We start from the raw sequence: 16,958 nt of genomic DNA, 5'->3' as shown, positions 1-16,958 counted from the left end.
CCGCCGGTGCGGGTCAGGCTCCTGCTGGGCCGGACGGTGGTGTGCGAGGTGTCGGACGGCAGCAACACCTCCCCCAGGCTGCGGCGCGCTGCCACCACCGACGAGGGCGGCCGCGGCCTGTTCCTGGTCTCGCAGTTCGCGGACCGGTGGGGCACCCGCTACGTGGCGCGCGGCAAGGTCATCTGGGCGGAGCTGACACCGGGCGGCGCCCCTGAGCCGGACCCGACGCTGCTGCTGGACGAGATGGCCTGGTGAGCGGCGCGATGTGCGCGCCGGGTGACTGAAAGCCACCCTTTATTAGACGCTGAGTCAAATTACTGAACCGTAACCTCCCGCGTGCTACCGGCGGTAACTACTCGTGGGTACGGTCTCGTCGACCCACTCCCCAGAGTGCGAGGAGGCCGGTGGACGACCGTGCCGCCTCGCCCCGTCATGCCCTGCCACCGGGCCGGCCGCGCGGACGCCGTTCCCGGGACGGGGCGCCACTCCTGTTCGGCCGCATCCTCAGGAGGTTCCCCATGCCTTCCCGCAGAGTTCTCCTCGCCACGGCCGCAGCCGCCGCGGCCTGCCTCGGCGTCCAGACCGTCCCGGCCGGCGCAGCAACCGGCTCCGGCGAGGACACGCAAGTGGTCTCCCGGGGCGTGAAGATCCCGGTGTTCTACAACCCACCCGCCGAACTCCCGGCGGCCGACGGCACGTTGATCCGCAGCGAACCGCTGCCCCTCGCCCTGAGTCTGCCCGGCCTGGACGGGCCGCTGCCGGGCACCGCGACCCGCCTGATGTACAAGTCGACGGACATGGGCGGCGGTCCCGTGGCCGTCACCGGCGCCTACATCGAGCCGGCCGCCCGCTGGAGCGGAACCGGCCCGCGCCCCCTGGTCGTCGTCGCACCCGGCACCCTGGGCCAGGGCGACCAGTGCGCCGCCTCCATGGGCCTGGAGCACCCGCTGTCCTTCAACGGCCGTACGATGTCCGTCGGTTACGAGGACCTGGCGATCTACCGGCTGCTGGCCAAGGGCGTCGCGGTGGTCGTCACCGACTACGCCGGACTCGGCGCCACGGACCGGCTGCACACCTACGTCAACCGGGTGGACGAGGGCCACGCGGTGCTCGACGCGGCCCGCGCCGCCCGCTCCGTCCCGGGAGCCTCGGTCACCGCGGCCTCCCGCGTGGGGCTCTACGGCTACAGCCAGGGCGGCGGCGCCACCGCGGCCGCCGCAGAACTCCAGTCCTCCTACGCCCCCGACGTCCACCTCTCCGCCACCTACGCCGGCGCCCCACCGGCCGACCTGACCGCGGTCACCAGGGCCATCGACGGCAGCGAACTCGCCGGCGCGCTCGGCTGGTCGCTCAACGGGTTCCTGCAGAGCGACCCGGCGCTGCGGCCCATCGCCGACGAGCACCTGAACGCCACCGGGAAGGCCGCGCTGAAGGACCTGTCGACCATGTGCGTCGGCGACGCCCTGTTCGGCTACGCCTACTCCAAGAGCACCAAGTGGACCACCGACGGACGGTCCGTCAGCGACATCATCGGCTCGACCCCGGCGCTCCAGGACTTCCTCGACGGCCAGCGCATCGGCAGGCTGAAGCCGGCCGGCCCGGTGCGCCTGGCGACCGGCACCAGCGACAACCTCGTCCCGCACGGACAGGCACGGCAGCTCGCCGTCGACTGGTGCCGCAAGGGCGCCGACGTGATCTACAAGCCGGTGGTCCTGCCCAGCCTCGGCAGCGCCCTGCTCAACCACGTCACCCCGCTGCTCGCCGACCAGGGCTCGGCCGTCGACTGGCTGGCCGACCGGCTCGCGGGCAAGGCGGCCCAGGACAACTGCGCGACACTTCCCGTGCAGCCCTGACCGTCCCGCACCCCTCGCCCGCGCCGCCGGGTCAGGCGCCGCCCCGGGCCCGGCGGCGCAGGGCGAGGCAGGTGGCCGTGGCGCCCGCCGCGAGCAGGGCGCCCGCGCCGACCTCCACCGTGAGGGTGGGGAAGGAGGAGGAGCCGACCACCGCGGCGGTGTTCTCCAGGGCGGGTCCCGGTGTGATGCTCGTGGCGACCGGCGCCACGTACCGGATCGGGCCCACCGACCTGACCGAGCCGTCGCTGTTCAGCAGCACCTGCCTGCCGTTGGGGTGGCGGAAGTCGAACATGCCCGTGAGCGGGCCCGCTCCGGCGTCGAAGGAGTGGTCGCCGATGCGCCCCGTGCGCCAGTTGTCCTCGATGAAGCGGATGACGGACGCCTGGTCGGTCGGGGTGTGGTCGACCTTGTTGACCCTGCTGTACGGGGACACCACGAGCAGCGGCTGGCGGGGGCCGGGACCGCACCGGTCGAGGTAACCGCCGGCCGCCGCGGGGCCGGCCTGGCAGGCGGGGCTGTCCGTGGCCTTGCCGTTGGAGCCGGTCGAGGTGTCGGTGGAGCCGTTGCGCACCGGGGCCACGACGTGGTCGTACCAGCCGTCGGAGTCGTCGTAGGCGATGACGACCGCCGTGGAACTCCACTGCGGCGAGCTCTGGATCGCGTTGATCTGGCCGACCAGGAAGTGCTGTTCGTCGATCGGGTCGGAGTAGCCGGCGTGACCGTCCTGGTAGGAGGGCGCCTTGACGAAGCTGACGGCCGGGAGCCTGCCCGCCCTGAGCGCGGCCGAGAAGTCCGTCAGGTCGTAGTTGTGGTTGGCCTGCCCGTCGTGGCCGATCTCGGCGACGCCGCGCGGCGGCAGGTGGTGCGGGTTGGCCGTCGACCTGTAGTAGGCGAACGGGTTGTGGTGCGGGCTGTAGTCCACCACCTGGGCGCCGCCGACGTTGGCGTGGGCGGTGTCGCACTTGGCGTACTCGCCCTGCTCGCCGCTCCACGCGGTCGAGGGCCGGAAGCCGCCCTGGAACCAGCCCCAGCTGACCTTCTTCGCGTTCAGCAGGTCGCCGATGTTGCGGCCCTTCATCACGGCCAGGGCGTTGGAGCTGGTGTGGTCCTTGCCCGAACAGTCGTCGAACGCCGGGTCGGGGTCGTTGATCATCGTGCCGACGCCGTCCGCGTCGGGCGACTTGACGGTGTACGGGTCGGGTGTCGCCGTCTGCTCGGGGTTCTCCGTGCCGGAGGCCGGGTCGACGGAGATGATGCCGTGGGTCTGACCCGAGACCAGGTTGATCGCGCCCGGGCTGGAGGGGCCGTAGGTGGAGCTGAAGGAGCGGTCGCTCAGCGCGTAGTGCTGGGCGTAGTTCCACAGCCCGGTCACGGTGTTGCCGTCGTAGTAGTCCATCACCAGGCCCGGCTCGCCGAACAGGCCGCCGCTGCACTTGTCGACCTCGGTGTTCTGCACGTACTGGTCGGCCTTGCCGCCGTCGGCGGCGTACTGCTCGGGCCCGTAGGAGTGGTTCTGGTCGCAGGTCATGGCCTGGGCCGGGGACAGCCGCTTGGGCGCGTACTGGTTGGGGTTCTTCTCCAGCAGCCCGGCGTGGGCGAGGGTGTCGATGTCCTTCGGGGTCCGCTTCGACGCCGTGAACCTGGTGCCGTCGGTGTTGGCGGCCTTGGGGTAGGTGGCGAAGTAGTGGTCGAAGGAGTTGTTCTCGTCGAACAGGACGACGACGTGCTTGATGGGGGTCGCAGTGGACGAGTCGCCGTGGTGACCGTGCCCGCCCGCGGAAACGGCGGCCCAGCTCGGGGCGTTGCCCCCGAGGACCGTGAGGGCGGCGGCGCCCGCGAGCGCCCCCAGGCTCCGTATCGTTGCTCGTCTTCCCCTGCTGACCATGCGGTTCCCCTTCGGGCAGGATCGTGTCTGCTGCGGTACGGCCTGGATGCTCCGCCGGACGGGCGGCGCGGTGGCGGAGCCATGATGGCCCCGGGATGAACACCGGGTCAGGGAAGCGCGGCGAATTCTTGACCGCGTGTTGACCAAATGGACGAGCGAATCGACCGGACGCGATCACCGGTGACGATCGGTCTGCTCGACTGCCGGGCCGGTCAGCCGAGCAGGCTCCGCCCGTACCAGTCCGCCGCGTCCCGGACGCCGGGCAGGGTGAAGAAGTAGCCGCCGCCGAACGGCGTGATGTAGTCGGTGAGCGGCTCGCCCGCCAGGCGGTGCTGGATGGTCTCGAACTGCCGGGCGAGGTCCTGCTGGTAGCAGCAGAACAGCAGGCCCATGTCGAGGTTGCCGTTGCTGTCCATGCCCCGGTCGTAGTTGTACGCGCGGCGCAGGATCCGTCCGCCCTCGGTGGCGGCGGTGCGCGGGTCGGCCCGGCGGATGTGGGCGTCCAGCGGGATCACGTCGCCCTTGGGGTCGTCGGCGTAGTTCGGGGTGTCGTGTTCGTCGTCGCCGTCCAGGGGGGCGCCCGACTCCCGCTGCCGGCCGAACATCCGCTCCTGCTCGGTAAGGGAGACGCGGTCCCAGAACTCCACCAGCATGCGGATCAGCCGCACCACCTGATAGGTGCCGCCAGTGGCCCAGCCGGGCTCGCCGCTCCCCGGGCCCACCCACACCAGGCGGTCCATCAACCGGGCGTCGGTCACATCGGGGTTGGCCGTGCCGTCCTTGAAGCCCATGAGGTTGCGCGGGGTGCCGGCCGGGCGCGGCGGCGAGGAGAAGCCGTCCAGACGCCAGCGCACCTGCATGCCGCCGCGCGTGTGCCGGGCGATGTCCCGCAGGGCGTGCAGCACCGTGTCCGGGTCGTCGGCGTGCAGATGGAGGCTCAGGTCGCCGTGGCACCAGTCGGGCCGCAGGTCGTCGTCGGGGAAGGACGGCATGGGCTTGAGCCGGCGCGGGCGCAGCGCGGTGAGTCCGAAGCGGTCGTCGAAGAGGGAGGCGCCGACCGAGGCGGTCACGGCGAGCGCCCCCGCGGGCAGCCGGCCGCCGAGGATGCCGGAGTCGGGCGGCGGCGCGGTGATGCCCGCCGGGGCCGGGGTGCCGCCCGAGGTGAGGAAGCGGACGCGGTCGGTCAGCGTGCGCAGGAGGCCGGCCAGTTCGGCGCGGTCGTCGACGGTGACGTCGAAGGCCGCGAACACGCTCGCCCGGCGCGGGGCGGCCGGCACGGAGAGCTGCCGGACACCGTGGAACGGCGGGAGGCCGGGCGTGGGGGTGTCTTGCCCGACGGAGGTGCCTCGCCCGACGGGGCCGCCCTGCCCTCTGGGTTCGTCGCCCGTGGCGGCCGCCCCGCCGGTGGCCAGGCCGGCGCCCGCCAGAGCCGCGCCCCGCAGGAACCTCCGGCGTCCCACTCCCCCGCCGGGGCCCGCTTGAGCGGCGGTCCCCGCTCCAGGGTCCGCGGACTCGCGGGACGGCTCCGGCGGGGTCATGAGGTTCTCCGGGGATCGCAGAGGGTGGCCACCGAGGCCAGGCGCTCCACCAGGTCGCCGAGGACGGCGTCGGTCTTCTCGCGGTCGGCGCGCGGGAGTTCGGCAGGCCGGGGCCATCGGCCGCCGTGCCGGAAGCCGTCCAGCAGGGTTCGCGCCTGGTCCAACTCGTGCTCCAGACCGGACAGTTGCGGATACCTCGTGGTCAGCAGCGGGCGCAGGCGCGACAGCACGGCCCTGGTGCCGTCGAGGTTGGCCCGGGCGGTCGCCAGGCTGCTCCCGCTGCCGTAGTCGGTGCGTCCCGTGAGCTCGAACCGCACGGTGTTCTCCAGGATCTCGTGGGCGCGAAGGCCGAGCTGGGCCGGGTCCATGCGCGCCTGCGCCCAGTCGTCGCGCAGGGCGGTGACGGCCTCGACCAGACCGGCCGCGGGGCCGCGCAGGGTGCGGGCGGCCTCGCCGTGCCACAGCCCGTACTCGACGCGGTGGAAGCCCGTGAACGACGGGTCGTGGACTCCGCGGGGCAGCCCGGCGTCGGTTGCGTTGATCCGCCCGTCCGCGGCGCCGAAGGCGTCGTACGCGGCGCCGAGCCGCTCGTACTGGAGATGCGCCGGCAGCCACGCCCTGCGGGCCGCGGCCAGGTCGCCGCGGTCGACGGCGGACCGCAGCGCGCCGGTCAGCCGCACGGTCTCGTCCAGTCCCCCGGCCACCCACTTCTGGTAGGCGATCGCCGGCGGGATCAGGTCGTGCACGGTGACCGCGACGGCGGCCGGGCCGGCCCGGCCGCGGTCGACGCGGACGGTCGGGCCGGTGACCGCGTCGGCGTCCTCCGGCACGCACCGGAAGGCGTACGCGCCCTTGCCGATGCGGACGGTCAGCGCCCGCGTGGTGCCGGGACCGATGCCCTCGACCTCGCCGTACACGGCACGGCTGCCGGGGTCCTCGAGGTAGACCTCGGCGGCCTGGTCGGAGGTGTTGCGCAGGTCGAAGACCTGGACCCCCGGGCGCGGATCGTCCCAGCCCCGGCCGCAGCGGCCCGGCGACACCTCGACCAGGGTGTGCGGCGGCCCGGCCGCCGTGTTCCGCGCGGGGTGCGAGGCGCGGCCGAGGGCGAGCAGCGCGGCGGCCAGCACGAGCACGGCGGCCGGCGCGAGAACGCCCCAGAGGCGGAGCGACCGCGCGCCCTGGCCGGCCAGCCGCATTCCGCGCCTCCCACGGGTCGTGCCGTACGTGTGATCGCCTCATGCTAGGCAACACGCGGGGCACGAACACAGGGCCGGGCGGAGCGATGTCCGAAGTTCTCCTGCCCTTAACCGGGTTCAGCCGCCGGGGCGTTCCACGACCAGGTGGGCCACCTCGTAGGACATCCGGGTCGTCTCAGGGTCCGGCGGCGGGTGGTAACGGCCCGCGCACACGGAGAGGTTGACGACGAGGTGGGCGTACCAGCCGGCGCCCACGCCGCGGTGGTCGGCGTGGACCCGGCTGCCGTTGAGGCTCCAGGTGACGCACGAGGCGCCGAAGGTCACGCGCAGGTCGATCCAGCCCCCCGGGTGCACTGCGGGGTCCCGGTGGTAGAGATGGCCGCCGCGCACATGGTTGGACAGCTCCAGCAGGTCGGGGTTGTCCGGGTGGTACTCGAACACGTCGATCTCCTGGCCGCCGTCGCGCCAGGTCCACACGGCCGGCCAGGCGCCGTTCTCGGTCGGCAGCCGCACCCTGGTGCTCAGCATGTCACCGGCCCGGACGGTGAAGCCCTCCTCGCTGCCCTCGGTGGTGAGCAGCCCGGTGTCCCACAGCCCGTCGGGGCGGCGGGTCGCGCGGAAGGTGCCGTCACGGCAGTGGCCGGGGTCGGGGGTGAGGTGGTCGAGCTTGTCGTCGCCGGGGTTCACGGGCCCGCCGCCGGGATAGGCCCAGGAACGCCCCGCGACCCACTGCCGGGGCGAGGAGAAGTCGGCCTCGAGGACGATGTGCATCACGCCGGTCACCTCCCGCGCGGGGTCCGCTCACGCGCTGCTGTTCTGCCCGCCGCGTCCCGCGCCATGCGGCGGTGCGGCCAGGACCGGCGCAAGTCGACCCGTCCGGGTGAGCGGCGTGGCCGCGTGCGCGTGCACGAGCGGCGCGCCTGCGGAAGCGGCGCGGATTCAGAAACTGCGCGGCTCAATCCGATGCGGAGCAGCGATTGGACTTGTCGATCAGGCAGGAGCAAGGTGGGGAGCGTCCGTACCGCCGAACCCGGCGCGACCCCCCGTACCGCACCACCCGGAGATTCACCCGATGACCTACGTCGCAGCCCCCGAGCGCTACCACGGCACCATGCGCTACCGCCGCACCGGCCGCTCGGGGCTCGACCTGCCCGTGCTGTCGCTGGGCTACTGGCACAACTTCGGCGACGACCGGCCCTTCGAGACCCAGCGCGAGATCGCCCTGCGCGCCTTCGACCTCGGCATCACCCACCACGACCTGGCGAACAACTACGGCCCGCCCTACGGCTCCGCCGAGATCAACTTCGGCCGGCTGATGAAGCGCGACCTTGCGCCGTACCGGGACGAGCTGGTGATCTCGACCAAGGCCGGCTGGGACATGTGGCCGGGCCCCTACGGCCAGGGCGGCGGCTCCCGCAAGTACATGCTGGCCTCGCTCGACCAGTCGCTCACCCGCATGGGGCTCGACTACGTCGACATCTTCTACTCCCACCGGCTGGACGCGAGCACCCCGCTCGAGGAGACGATGGGCGCCCTGGACACCGCCGTCCGCCAGGGCAAGGCCCTGTACGTGGGCATCTCGTCCTACGACGCCGAGCGCACCCGGCAGGCCGCCGCCATCCTGCGCGAGCTGGGCACCCCGCTGCTGATCCACCAGCCGTCGTACAGCATGGTCAACCGCTGGATCGAGACGGAGGGCCTGCTGGAGACGGCCGAGGAGGAGGGCTTCGGCGTCATCGGCTTCACCGCTCTGGCCCAGGGACTGCTGACCGGCCGTTACCTCGACGGCATCCCGAAGGACTCGCGGGCCGCGCAGGGCACCTCGTTCGACACGGCGTGGCTGTCGGAGGACATGCTCGGGCGACTGCGCGCCCTGAACGACATCGCGGCCCGCCGCGGCCAGACTCTCGCCCAGATGGCCCTCGCCTGGGCGCTGCGCGACGAGCGGGTCACCTCGCTGGTCATCGGCGCCTCCCGGGTGGAGCAGCTGGAGCAGAACGTGGCCGCGCTCAAGAACCCCGGCTTCAGCGCCGAGGAACTGGCCGAGATCGACAAGTACGCCACCGACGGCGGCGTCGACCTGTGGCGGGAGGCCCGCACCGGCAACATGTGACCCGCCGGAGGCAGAACGCGGCGAAGCCCCCCACCGGTCGGAGAACGACGGGCGGGGGCTTCGCCACTGCGAGCGTCGGGCAGGGCTTGCACCTGCATCTCCCCGCGGGAAGCGGGGCGTCTTCGCCTTGGACCACCAACGCACGGCCGGCCGCCGGAAGTTCCGGCGTCCTGCTCGAGATTCACCGTAACCCAGCTTTGGCGGCGGCGCCTTTCGGACCGCGCGTCCGTGGCCGGGGCGCGCCGCTCCCCGCGGCCCCGCGATGCCCGCGCCCCGCCCGGGGCCGTACGGTGCGTGCAGGGTGACCCGCGAGAGGCCGAGGCGGTCACCGGCCCGCCGAGGAGGTCACGTCATGGAGCGGATGCTCGCCGCCCGCCTGCACGTCCCGAGCCGCACCCTCCGCGTGGAGGAGGTGCCGCGGCCCCAGCCGGGCCCGGGAGAGGTGCTGGTGAAGGTGGAGGCGGCCGGGGTGTGCCTGTCCGACGTGCACCTGATCGACGGCACCCTCACCCCGCTGCTGCTGAAGGGGGACACGGTGACCCTCGGGCACGAGGTGGCCGGCACCGTGGCGGAGGCCGGGCCCGGTGTCACCGCCTGGCCGGCGGGGCGGCGCGTCATCCTGCACGCGGGTGAACTGCGCGACGGCGTCGTCTTCACCCGGGGCGTGGACTACGACGGCGGCTGGGCGGAGTACGCGCTGTCCAGGGCGGACGCCCTGACGCCGCTGCCCGACACGATCCCGTTCGAGCAGGGCGCCATCATCCCCGACGCGGTGTCCACGCCCTGGGGCGCCATCACCGCCACCGGCGCGATCCGGCCCGCCGAGGCGGTGGGCGTCTGGGGCGTGGGCGGCCTGGGCGTGCACGCGGTACGGCTGCTGCGCGCGGTGGGGGCCTGCCCGATCGTGGCGGTGGACCCGAGCCCGGTGGCGCGCGAGCGTGCGCTGGCCGCCGGGGCCGACCTGGCCCTGGACTCCGCCGACCCCGAACTGCGCACCCGCGTCCGCGCGGTCACCGCGGGGGCGGGGCTGGCGGCCGCGTTCGACTTCGCCGGTGTCGCGGCCGTGCGCGAGCAGGCCCTGTCCGTGCTGGCCGCCAAGGGGCGGCTGGTCCTGGTCGGGTTGACGAACCAGCCGCTCACGGTGGCGGACGGGACCCGTTTCAGCTATCTGCAGCAGCAGATCCGCGGCCACTACGGCTCGGACATGCCGGTGGCGCTCCCCGAGCTGCTGCGGCTCGTCGAGGGCGGCCGGGTGGACTTCTCCGCCTCCGTCACCGATGTGCTGCCCCTGGCGCGGGCCGCCGAGGCGGTCGAGCGGCTGGAGAAGAAGGTGGGCGACCCGGTCCGCCTCATCCTGCGCCCGTGAACCGGTGCCCCGCCCCGGGGACCGGGCCGGGCCCGTGACGCACCGGTTCGAGGCCGGAGGCGGTGAGGTCGGGGAAGGTGAAACCGGGGGCCGCGAGGCCGGCTTGGGCCGCGTCCGGCGAGGTGGCCACGGGGCCCCTGTCGCCCGCGCCCGAGGTGCCGTCCTCCACCGCCCGGTCGGCCGGCACCCCCGGCAGCACGGGTCCGAGCAGCAGCCCGCCCCCCAGCGCCAGTACCGCCACCACCTGCCGGCCCCCGATGCGCCCCAAGTGACCTGACAACGCCCACCTCCCTGTGCGCCGAGCCGGTGCGCCCGGCACGGGAAGGCTGGCAGAACCGTTGATCACCGCGTCGGCGTGTCCGATCCGAGTCCCACGAACGGGGGACGTCACGGCATTCGGGTGACGCCACCGGCCCGGGCCACCTCAAGTCCCGGTGCCGAGCCCCTTCGTCGTGTACGCGCACTCGGTGTAGATGTAGCCCGGCCGCAGCCTGGCGGTGTCAGACGCCGGGGAGGACAGGCCGCTGCCGGCGCGCGGCTTGTGGAGGAAGTAGGTGGTGCCGGGCGGGAGCGAGATCGTCCGCTGCGGATAGTTCTTGCCGCTGTCGGCGCACGGGTGGAAGCCCAGTCCCAGGCTGGTGCCGAAGGGGTACGCGGTGCAGTCGCCGCATGCCTTGATCGTGAGGCTGCCGGTCACCGGTCCGGTGTAGAGGACCGTGATGTCGTCCGGGCTGTCGTTCTTGACGGTCACCTGGATGCTGCCACCGGAGGCGGTGGTGGGCAGGTGCTTCCCGGCGGCGGGCACGGTCTCGGCGATCTCCGCCGCGATGGCGATCTTCTGCGCCCGGGCCCGGTCCGGGTCGTGCGGGTTCTTGTCCACGAACTCGTTCATGCTGCTCAGCGCCGCGCCGAAGTCCCCGTCGCGGTACTGGTCCACACCGCAGGCGTACGTCCCCGAGTCGGCGGCCCGGCCCGCCCGGCCGGCGTCGTCGCCGAGGGCGGCGGTGACCTCCGGCGCGCCGCCGGTGACGCCGGAGATCTGCGAGCCCAGGCCGCGCAGACGGCTCACGGCCGTGCAGGGGTCGCCGCCGCGCACGTCCCCGGCCGCCCGGTCCACGGCCGACCTGACGGCCGGCTCGACCCGGGTGGCCTGTTCCGAGTGCGGGAAGGACGTGAGCAGTTCACCGAAGCGCACGGCCCAGCCGGCGGTGCCCGCGGCCAGGCCGTCCGCCCCGCAGGCGTACAGGGACGCGGCCAGCCGCCCGTCCGGCCAGGTGGCCAGGGCCCCGAGGTCCTTCGGCGGCAGGCGGCCCGGGACCGTGCGCAGGTACTTCAGCGGGGCGATGGCGTCGCAGTACTTCCGGCTCGTGTACGGGGAGGCGACCGCGTCGTAGTAGGCCGTCATGCGCTGCGGAACGCGCCGGGCGGCCCTGGAGCCGGGGTGGTCGCGGCGGAGGTCGCCGTAGACGCCGAGGGCCTCCCGGAAGCCGGGCTCGGCGGTGGCGAACGGCCGCCCCGCCCCCTCCCTCACCAGCCGGTCGGCCCGGTCCAGCCGGTCCAGGAGCATCTGTTCGGTGGCCTCGTCACGCGCCCGGTCGTAGAGCAGACCGCCGGCCGCGGGAACCGCGAGGAGCAGCACGGCCAGCAGCAGCGCGAGCGGTGAACGTCCGGGCCACGCGAGGGAGTGTCGAAGGCCGAGGAGCGCGCCGTGCGCGGCGGCGAGGACGAGGAACACGGCGTAGGCGACGAGCGCGCCGGCCGGTACGCCGTCGGGGTCGGCGGGCAGGGCCGCCCACAGCAGGAGGCCGGTGGCGGCCCAGCACAACGCCGCCGGAGCCCAGCGGCGCACCAGCGCGTAACCGAGGCCGAGGCCGGTGAGGTTGAGCAGGGCCACGGCGGCCGCACGCAGGGCGTCCGGCGGGGCGGGCGGTGGGGCCGGGGGCCGCGCGGGCATCGGCGGTACCGGCGGGCGGCTGAACCCGTCACCGGCCCCGTACGCGTCTGCGGACATGTCGGCTCCCCCCGTCACCAATGCCCGTATGTCGGCGATGCGTCAGTCTACGGCCAATGACTGCACACGGACAGCCCCGGTGAAGAAGCCCAACAGCCCTGTGCACAAGCGGAATCGGCTCCCTGACGGGTCCCGTGTTCGTATGCCTCTCGTGCATGATTTTCACGTCGGACAGGCATTGGACGCATGCGTGCACTTGGGCGGACCCTTGGATGGCACCCGGACCCCCACCCCCGCAAGGAGTCGATCCGCCCATGAAGACCCAGCGCAACGCCACGGCCGCGATCGCGGTGCCCGCGCGGGCCGCCGTCGCACTCGCCGCGCCGCTGCTCGCCGGGGTGTGGACGGGACACGTCGTCCCGGCCGTGATCGCGGGGATCGGCGCGCTGTGGGGCGTGAGCCAGGACGGTTCGGACCCCTACCGGCTGCGGGTGCGGCGGCTGGGCTCCATGGGCCTGGCCGCCGCCCTCGGCCTGCTCGCCGGTGAGCTCGCGCTGCGCACGGGAGACCCGGCCGCGGTGACGGTCTGCCTGGTCGTCGCGGCGCTGGCGGCGGGCGCGGTCAGCCTGCGGGGCCGGGTGGCCTCGGTGGCCGGCATGCACCTTCTGCTCGGGGTGACGATCGGCAGCGGCATCCCGGTGCCCGGGCCCTGGTGGAAGGCGCCGCTCGCACTGCTGGCCGGGGTGGGGCTCGTCATCGCGCTCTCCGCGACGCCGTGGCTTTGGCGGCGGCACGAGATCGAGCGGGACGCGGTCCTGGCCGTGTACCGGGCTTCCTCGGCCGCGCTGGCCGCGGCGGGCTCGCCCGGGGCCGAGGACGCGCGCCGGCGGCTCACCGCGGCCCTCGACCGGGCCCACCAGGTCATGGGCCGCCATCTGACCCGCCGCGGCCCCGCGAGGACGGAACCGGCCTCGCTGCTCGCCGCCTTCCACGTCGCGGTCCGGCTGGGCGAGGTGACGTCGGCCCTGGTCTGGGAAGGGCGTGTGCTGCCCGCCTCGGTGACGGACGTACCGCTCAGGATGGCCCGGCGGCTGCTGCCGGAGGACCGGTCCGCCGGGACCGAGCGGACCGAGCCGTCCGAGCGGTACGGCTGCCCCCGTCGGGACGCTGTCGACGGCTCCGGTCCGGACGCCGGTACGCCCGGCCTGCGGGCACTCGTCGCGCTCGACGCGGAGAGCGACCGGGTGCGGGCCGACGAGGTCACGCTGCGGCTGTCCGGCGGGCCGGAGCGGGGCCGCGCGGACCGGGTGCGGTACGCGGTGCTGCTGGCGGTCTGCGTGCTGGTGGCGCAGCTCTGCGCCGAGGTGCTGCACGGCCCGCGCGGGTACTGGCTGCCGATGACGGTGGCCTTCGTCTACAAGCCCGACTTCGGTCCCGTCTTCCGGCGGTCCCTGCACCGCTGCGCCGGCACGGTCGCCGGCGTCGCGGCGATCGGTTCCGTGGTCCTGCTGACCACCGACACATACGCGCTGATCGGCGCCGTGGCCGCCTTCGGCGCGCTGATGGCCGTGGGCGTGCGCCGCCACTACGCGCTCGCCACGACGGGCCTGACGGCGGTCGTCTTCGTCCTCCTCGACCTGCTCGGCGACCACCGCGCGCTGTACGGGGCCCGCATCCTCGACACCGCGCTGGCCGCCGCGATCGTCCTCGTCGCGCACTTCGCGCTGTGGCCGCGTTCCGCGGCCGGGCGGGCCGCCGCGCAGACCGAGGCCGCCCTGGCCGCGGCCCGCCGGTACCGGGACCTCGCCCCCGAGGCGGGCCCGGCCCAGCGGCACGCGCTGCGCCGGGCCGCCTATCACCGGCTCGCCGAGGCCCGCCGCGCCGCCGCGCACGCCCACGACGAGCCCGGCCGTCCCGGCCGGCGGCTGCCCGACTGGCAGCGGGCCATCGGGGCGGCCGAGCGCCTCTGCGACGCCGTGAGCGCCCGCAACCTGTCCGCCCGGCCCGGGCCCGTGCCCGTGGGACGCTCCGCCGGGCGCCCGGCGGAGCGTCCGCCCGCTCTGTGCGGCGCGCTCGCCCCGGTGCGAGACTGAGCGCGATGGATCTCCAGGTACTGCGCTCCTTCCAGGCGGTGGCCGACGGTCTCACCGTCACCGAGGCCGCCGCCGAGGCCCGTATCACCCAGCCGGCCCTGTCGCGGGCCCTGCACCGGCTGGAGCAGGAGGTGGGCGCGGAACTCCTCCGGCGTGTGGGCCGGGTGCTGCGGCTCACCCCGGCCGGGCGGGTCTTCAAGGAGTACGTGGACGCCACCCTCGACAGCTACGACCGGGGGCGGCGGGCGGTCGCCGAGGTGGTCGACCCGGAGGCGGGCGTGGTGTCGCTGGCCTTCCTGCACACGCTGGGCACCTGGCTGGTGCCCAAGCTCGTCACCGGGTTCCGCGAGGCCCATCCGCAGGTCCGCTTCGAACTGCACCAGCACGAGGAGAACGGCCTGGTGCAGCACCTCCTGGCGGCCACCGCCGACCTGATGATCACCAGCGGTGACCCCGGTCATCCGCTGATCACCTGGCGGCGGCTGCTGGTCGAGCCGCTCTGGCTCGCCGTTCCCACCGGGCACCGTCTGGCCGGGCGCGGCCGGGTCCGGCTGGCCGAGGTCGCCGAGGAGCCGTTCATCCTGCTCAAGCCGGGCTACGGGCTGCGCAGCGTCACCGAGGAACTGTGCCGTCAGGCGGGCTTCGGCCCGCGCGTCGGCTTCGAGGGCGAGGAGGTCCACACCCTGCGGGGGCTGGTCGCGGCAGGGCTCGGCGTGTCGCTGATCCCGTCGTCGCCGGACGCGGCGGCCACGCCCGGCTTCCCGATCCGCTATCTGGAGATCACCGACGTGCACGGCGCCCGCGACATCGGCATCGCCTGGCTGTCGGGCCGCGGCCTGCCGCCCGCGCCCCGGCGCTTCATCGACCACGCTCTGGAGGAGACGGCGGCGGCGCGGCCCGGAGCGGCGTGAGGCGTCCGCTTCCCCGCTGACATGCCCTTGCCTGGAGCAATGATCGGGTGGAGGTGCCCGTGCGCAGCACGCTGGTGTTCGTGATCAAGCCTGCCGGGAGCTCCTGTGAACAGCCCGCCTGAGTGTTTCGCCGAAAACCGTCGTACCGAGCCGGGCCGCACCCCCGTGCGTGCCTTCGGCACTCCCCGGCCCTGTCCACGGCGCGGGGGACGATGGGGTGACCGGTGAGACGGCCGGGCGGCCGGGCGGCCGGGAACGGCCGTGCGGCACGCGAGGACGGCGCCGGCCGGCAGGTGCCCGCCCAGCCCCTGTGGCTGCGCTGGCTGCCCGTGCTCTACGTGGCGGCGGTGCTGGCGCTGGAACCGGTGACCCCGGTGGACTGGCCGGTGAGCTTCCTGCTCATCGCCCTGCCCGTGGTCGCCGCCTTCGCCCAAGGGCCCGTCGTCGTCGCCGGCGTGGCCGTGTTCGCGATCGTGTTCGAGGGGGTGCTGGCCGGCACACCGTGCTGCGCGGGCCGCTCGGTGGGCTACCTCTGGGACCGGCACTACGTCGCCAACTACGTGTGCACCAGCCTGGTCGGGGCTCTCGGCACGATCCTCGCGGTGCACCGCATCCGCCGCGAGCGCACGCTGGCCACGGTGCGTTCGGTGGCCGAGACCGCGCAGCGGGCTCTGCTGCCCCCGGTCCCCCGGCGTCTGGGCGAGGTCTGTGTGGAGACCCTGTACCTCTCGGCGGCCGCCGAGGCCCGTATCGGCGGCGATCTGTACGAGGCGGTGCCCACCGCGTACGGCGTGCGGCTGCTCGTGGGGGACGTGCGGGGCAAGGGGCTGGTGGCCGTGGAGGCGGCCGCGGTGATACTGGGCGCCTTCCGCGAGGCCGCCCACGACGAGCCCGACCTGATCGGGGTGGCCCACCGCATGGAGCGGAGCATGAGCCGACATGCCGCGCAGCTCCCGGGCAGCGAGGCGGCGGAGCGCTTCGTCACGGCGGTGTTCGCCGAGATCCCGGACCGTGAACACGTGGTCCGCATCCTGAGCTGCGGGCATCCGCCCCCGCTGCTGATCGGGCCGGACCGGATCGTCGAACTGCACGCGAGCGATCCCTCCCCGCCGGTCAACCTGGCCGCGCTGGTCGGCGACGGCTACCGGGTGGACACCGAACCCTTCCGTCCCGGTGACCAGCTGCTGCTCTACACGGACGGCGTCACCGAGACCCGTGACCGCGACGGTGTCTTCTACCCGCTCCCCGAGCGGGTCCGGCAGTGGGCCGGCCTGCCGCCGCGCGAACTCCTCGACCGCCTGCACGAGGACCTCGTCGCCTACAGCGACGGCCACCTCGACGACGACATCGCCGCCCTGGCCGCGTACCGGCTGCCGGGCGTGCCCCGCGTCTGAGGGCGCCGGGTCCGGGGCGTCCGCCGGCCGTTCGCGGGTCCTTTGCGGGCCGTTCGCGGGGCAGCGCAGCAGGAACCGCCGGACCGGGTCCCGTTCACCGCCCGGTTCGGGCGGTGCGGCTCCGGTCGTCGGCCTCGCCGCCGGCGCCGAGCAGGCCGGTGGCGGCGAGCCGGCCCTCGGCCTCCAGCCGTGGCAGTGTGCGACGGGCCACCCGCAGCACGACGGGCGGCAGCGCGGCGCGGCCGAGCTGCACCAGGGCCAGCCAGCGGGGCACGTAGACGGCGGTACGGCGGCCGGCCACGGCCCGCGCGACACGGACGGCGACCTGGTGCGCCGGGAGCACCTTGCGCGCGGGGGGCGGCATGTGGGCGCGCAGTTCGCGCAGGACCGCGTACCGGTCGGCGTCGCGGATCATGTCCGTCCCGGTCCAGTTCAGGTAGGCGATGCCCACGGCCACGCCCCGGTGGGCGACCTCGGCCCGCAGGCATTGCGCGAAGGCCTCGACGCCCGACTTGGAGGCGCAGTAGGCGCTCATCATGGGGGCGGCGCCGAACGAGGCGAGCGAGGCGATCTGGAGGAAGTAGCCCGCCGTGGCCGTCAGGTCGGGAAGGAAGGCCCGCGCGGTGCCGGCGCTGCCGGTGAGGTTCACGTCGATCAC

General features: G+C 74.3%; 14 protein-coding genes. 7 read left to right on the top strand and 7 right to left on the bottom strand.

All coding sequences use genetic code 11. From position 1 onward, the window contains the following. Together IE249_RS39460 and IE249_RS34210 are read left to right on the top strand one after the other, a co-directional pair. The coding region (locus IE249_RS39460; RefSeq protein ID WP_229859929.1) for an ATP-binding protein at positions 1 to 255 on the top strand (255 nt) is incomplete at its 5' end. A 263-nt stretch (positions 256 to 518) separates the two neighbouring features. Beyond that, positions 519 to 1,853 carry a lipase family protein gene (locus IE249_RS34210; protein ID WP_189711193.1) on the top strand — a complete coding sequence of 445 codons (1,335 nt, stop codon included), beginning with the start codon at positions 519 to 521 and terminating at the stop codon, positions 1,851 to 1,853. Positions 1,854 to 1,884: 31 nt separating this feature from the next. On the opposite strand, the gene IE249_RS34205 is transcribed toward IE249_RS34210, so the two are convergent. The 4 genes from IE249_RS34205 to IE249_RS34190 all read right to left on the bottom strand — a co-directional run bounded on the left by IE249_RS34205 (position 1,885) and on the right by IE249_RS34190 (position 7,243). Beyond that, positions 1,885 to 3,738 carry a phospholipase C gene (locus tag IE249_RS34205; protein ID WP_189711191.1) on the bottom strand — a complete coding sequence of 618 codons (1,854 nt, stop codon included), beginning with the start codon at positions 3,736 to 3,738 and terminating at the stop codon, positions 1,885 to 1,887. Positions 3,739 to 3,950: 212 nt separating this feature from the next. Continuing rightward, entirely contained in the window at positions 3,951 to 5,276 is a 1,326-nt protein-coding gene (gene efeB / locus IE249_RS34200) for an iron uptake transporter deferrochelatase/peroxidase subunit (RefSeq protein ID WP_189711189.1), read from the bottom strand. Beyond that, positions 5,273 to 6,472 carry an EfeM/EfeO family lipoprotein gene (locus IE249_RS34195; protein WP_189711187.1) on the bottom strand — a complete coding sequence of 400 codons (1,200 nt, stop codon included), beginning with the start codon at positions 6,470 to 6,472 and terminating at the stop codon, positions 5,273 to 5,275. Before IE249_RS34195 ends, efeB begins: the two co-directional genes overlap by 4 nt. Before the next feature lie 117 nt (positions 6,473 to 6,589). Beyond that, positions 6,590 to 7,243 carry a LamG domain-containing protein gene (locus tag IE249_RS34190; protein ID WP_189711217.1) on the bottom strand — a complete coding sequence of 218 codons (654 nt, stop codon included), beginning with the start codon at positions 7,241 to 7,243 and terminating at the stop codon, positions 6,590 to 6,592. A gap of 301 nt (positions 7,244 to 7,544) precedes the next feature. Between IE249_RS34190 and mgrA the strand changes: the two genes are divergently transcribed. Beyond that, a complete protein-coding gene (gene mgrA / locus IE249_RS34185; RefSeq protein WP_189711185.1) occupies positions 7,545 to 8,585 on the top strand; it encodes an L-glyceraldehyde 3-phosphate reductase in 1,041 nt (346 codons plus the stop codon). A 352-nt stretch (positions 8,586 to 8,937) separates the two neighbouring features. After that, positions 8,938 to 9,951: a zinc-binding dehydrogenase gene (locus IE249_RS34180; RefSeq protein WP_189711183.1), complete on the top strand. Its 1,014-nt coding sequence runs from the start codon at positions 8,938 to 8,940 to the stop codon at positions 9,949 to 9,951. Here IE249_RS34180 and IE249_RS34175 read toward each other — a convergent pair. Together IE249_RS34175 and IE249_RS34170 are read right to left on the bottom strand one after the other, a co-directional pair. After that, positions 9,935 to 10,231 (bottom strand): hypothetical protein, encoded by a 297-nt coding sequence (locus IE249_RS34175; protein ID WP_189711223.1) that lies wholly within the window; start codon positions 10,229 to 10,231, stop codon positions 9,935 to 9,937. The two genes, IE249_RS34180 and IE249_RS34175, sit on opposite strands and share 17 nt — an antisense overlap. Positions 10,232 to 10,375: 144 nt before the next feature. After that, positions 10,376 to 11,962, bottom strand: coding sequence for a hypothetical protein (locus tag IE249_RS34170; protein WP_189711181.1), 1,587 nt, complete (start codon positions 11,960 to 11,962; stop codon positions 10,376 to 10,378). Positions 11,963 to 12,216: 254 nt separating this feature from the next. Here IE249_RS34170 and IE249_RS34165 point away from each other — a divergent pair, with 254 nt between their 5' ends. The 3 genes from IE249_RS34165 to IE249_RS34155 all read left to right on the top strand — a co-directional run bounded on the left by IE249_RS34165 (position 12,217) and on the right by IE249_RS34155 (position 16,300). Continuing rightward, a complete protein-coding gene (locus IE249_RS34165) occupies positions 12,217 to 13,995 on the top strand; it encodes an FUSC family protein (protein WP_189711179.1) in 1,779 nt (592 codons plus the stop codon). 5 nt (positions 13,996 to 14,000) lie between these two features. Beyond that, on the top strand, positions 14,001 to 14,906 hold the full coding sequence (locus IE249_RS34160) for a LysR family transcriptional regulator (protein ID WP_189711177.1): 906 nt from the start codon (positions 14,001 to 14,003) through the stop codon (positions 14,904 to 14,906). Positions 14,907 to 15,130: 224 nt separating this feature from the next. Then, on the top strand, positions 15,131 to 16,300 hold the full coding sequence (locus tag IE249_RS34155) for a PP2C family protein-serine/threonine phosphatase (RefSeq protein ID WP_229859927.1): 1,170 nt from the start codon (positions 15,131 to 15,133) through the stop codon (positions 16,298 to 16,300). A 94-nt stretch (positions 16,301 to 16,394) separates the two neighbouring features. On the opposite strand, the gene IE249_RS39455 is transcribed toward IE249_RS34155, so the two are convergent. Further along, positions 16,395 to 16,958, bottom strand: a 564-nt coding sequence (locus IE249_RS39455; protein ID WP_229859925.1) for an SDR family NAD(P)-dependent oxidoreductase, incomplete at its 5' end; no start/stop codon positions are given.

It is taken from the genome of Streptomyces anandii JCM 4720, assembly GCF_014650655.1.
GTDB classification, from domain to species: domain Bacteria; phylum Actinomycetota; class Actinomycetes; order Streptomycetales; family Streptomycetaceae; genus Streptomyces; species Streptomyces anandii.
The sequence above is the reverse complement of the archived record's forward strand: the minus strand, read 5'-3'. Positions and strand labels throughout refer to the sequence as shown.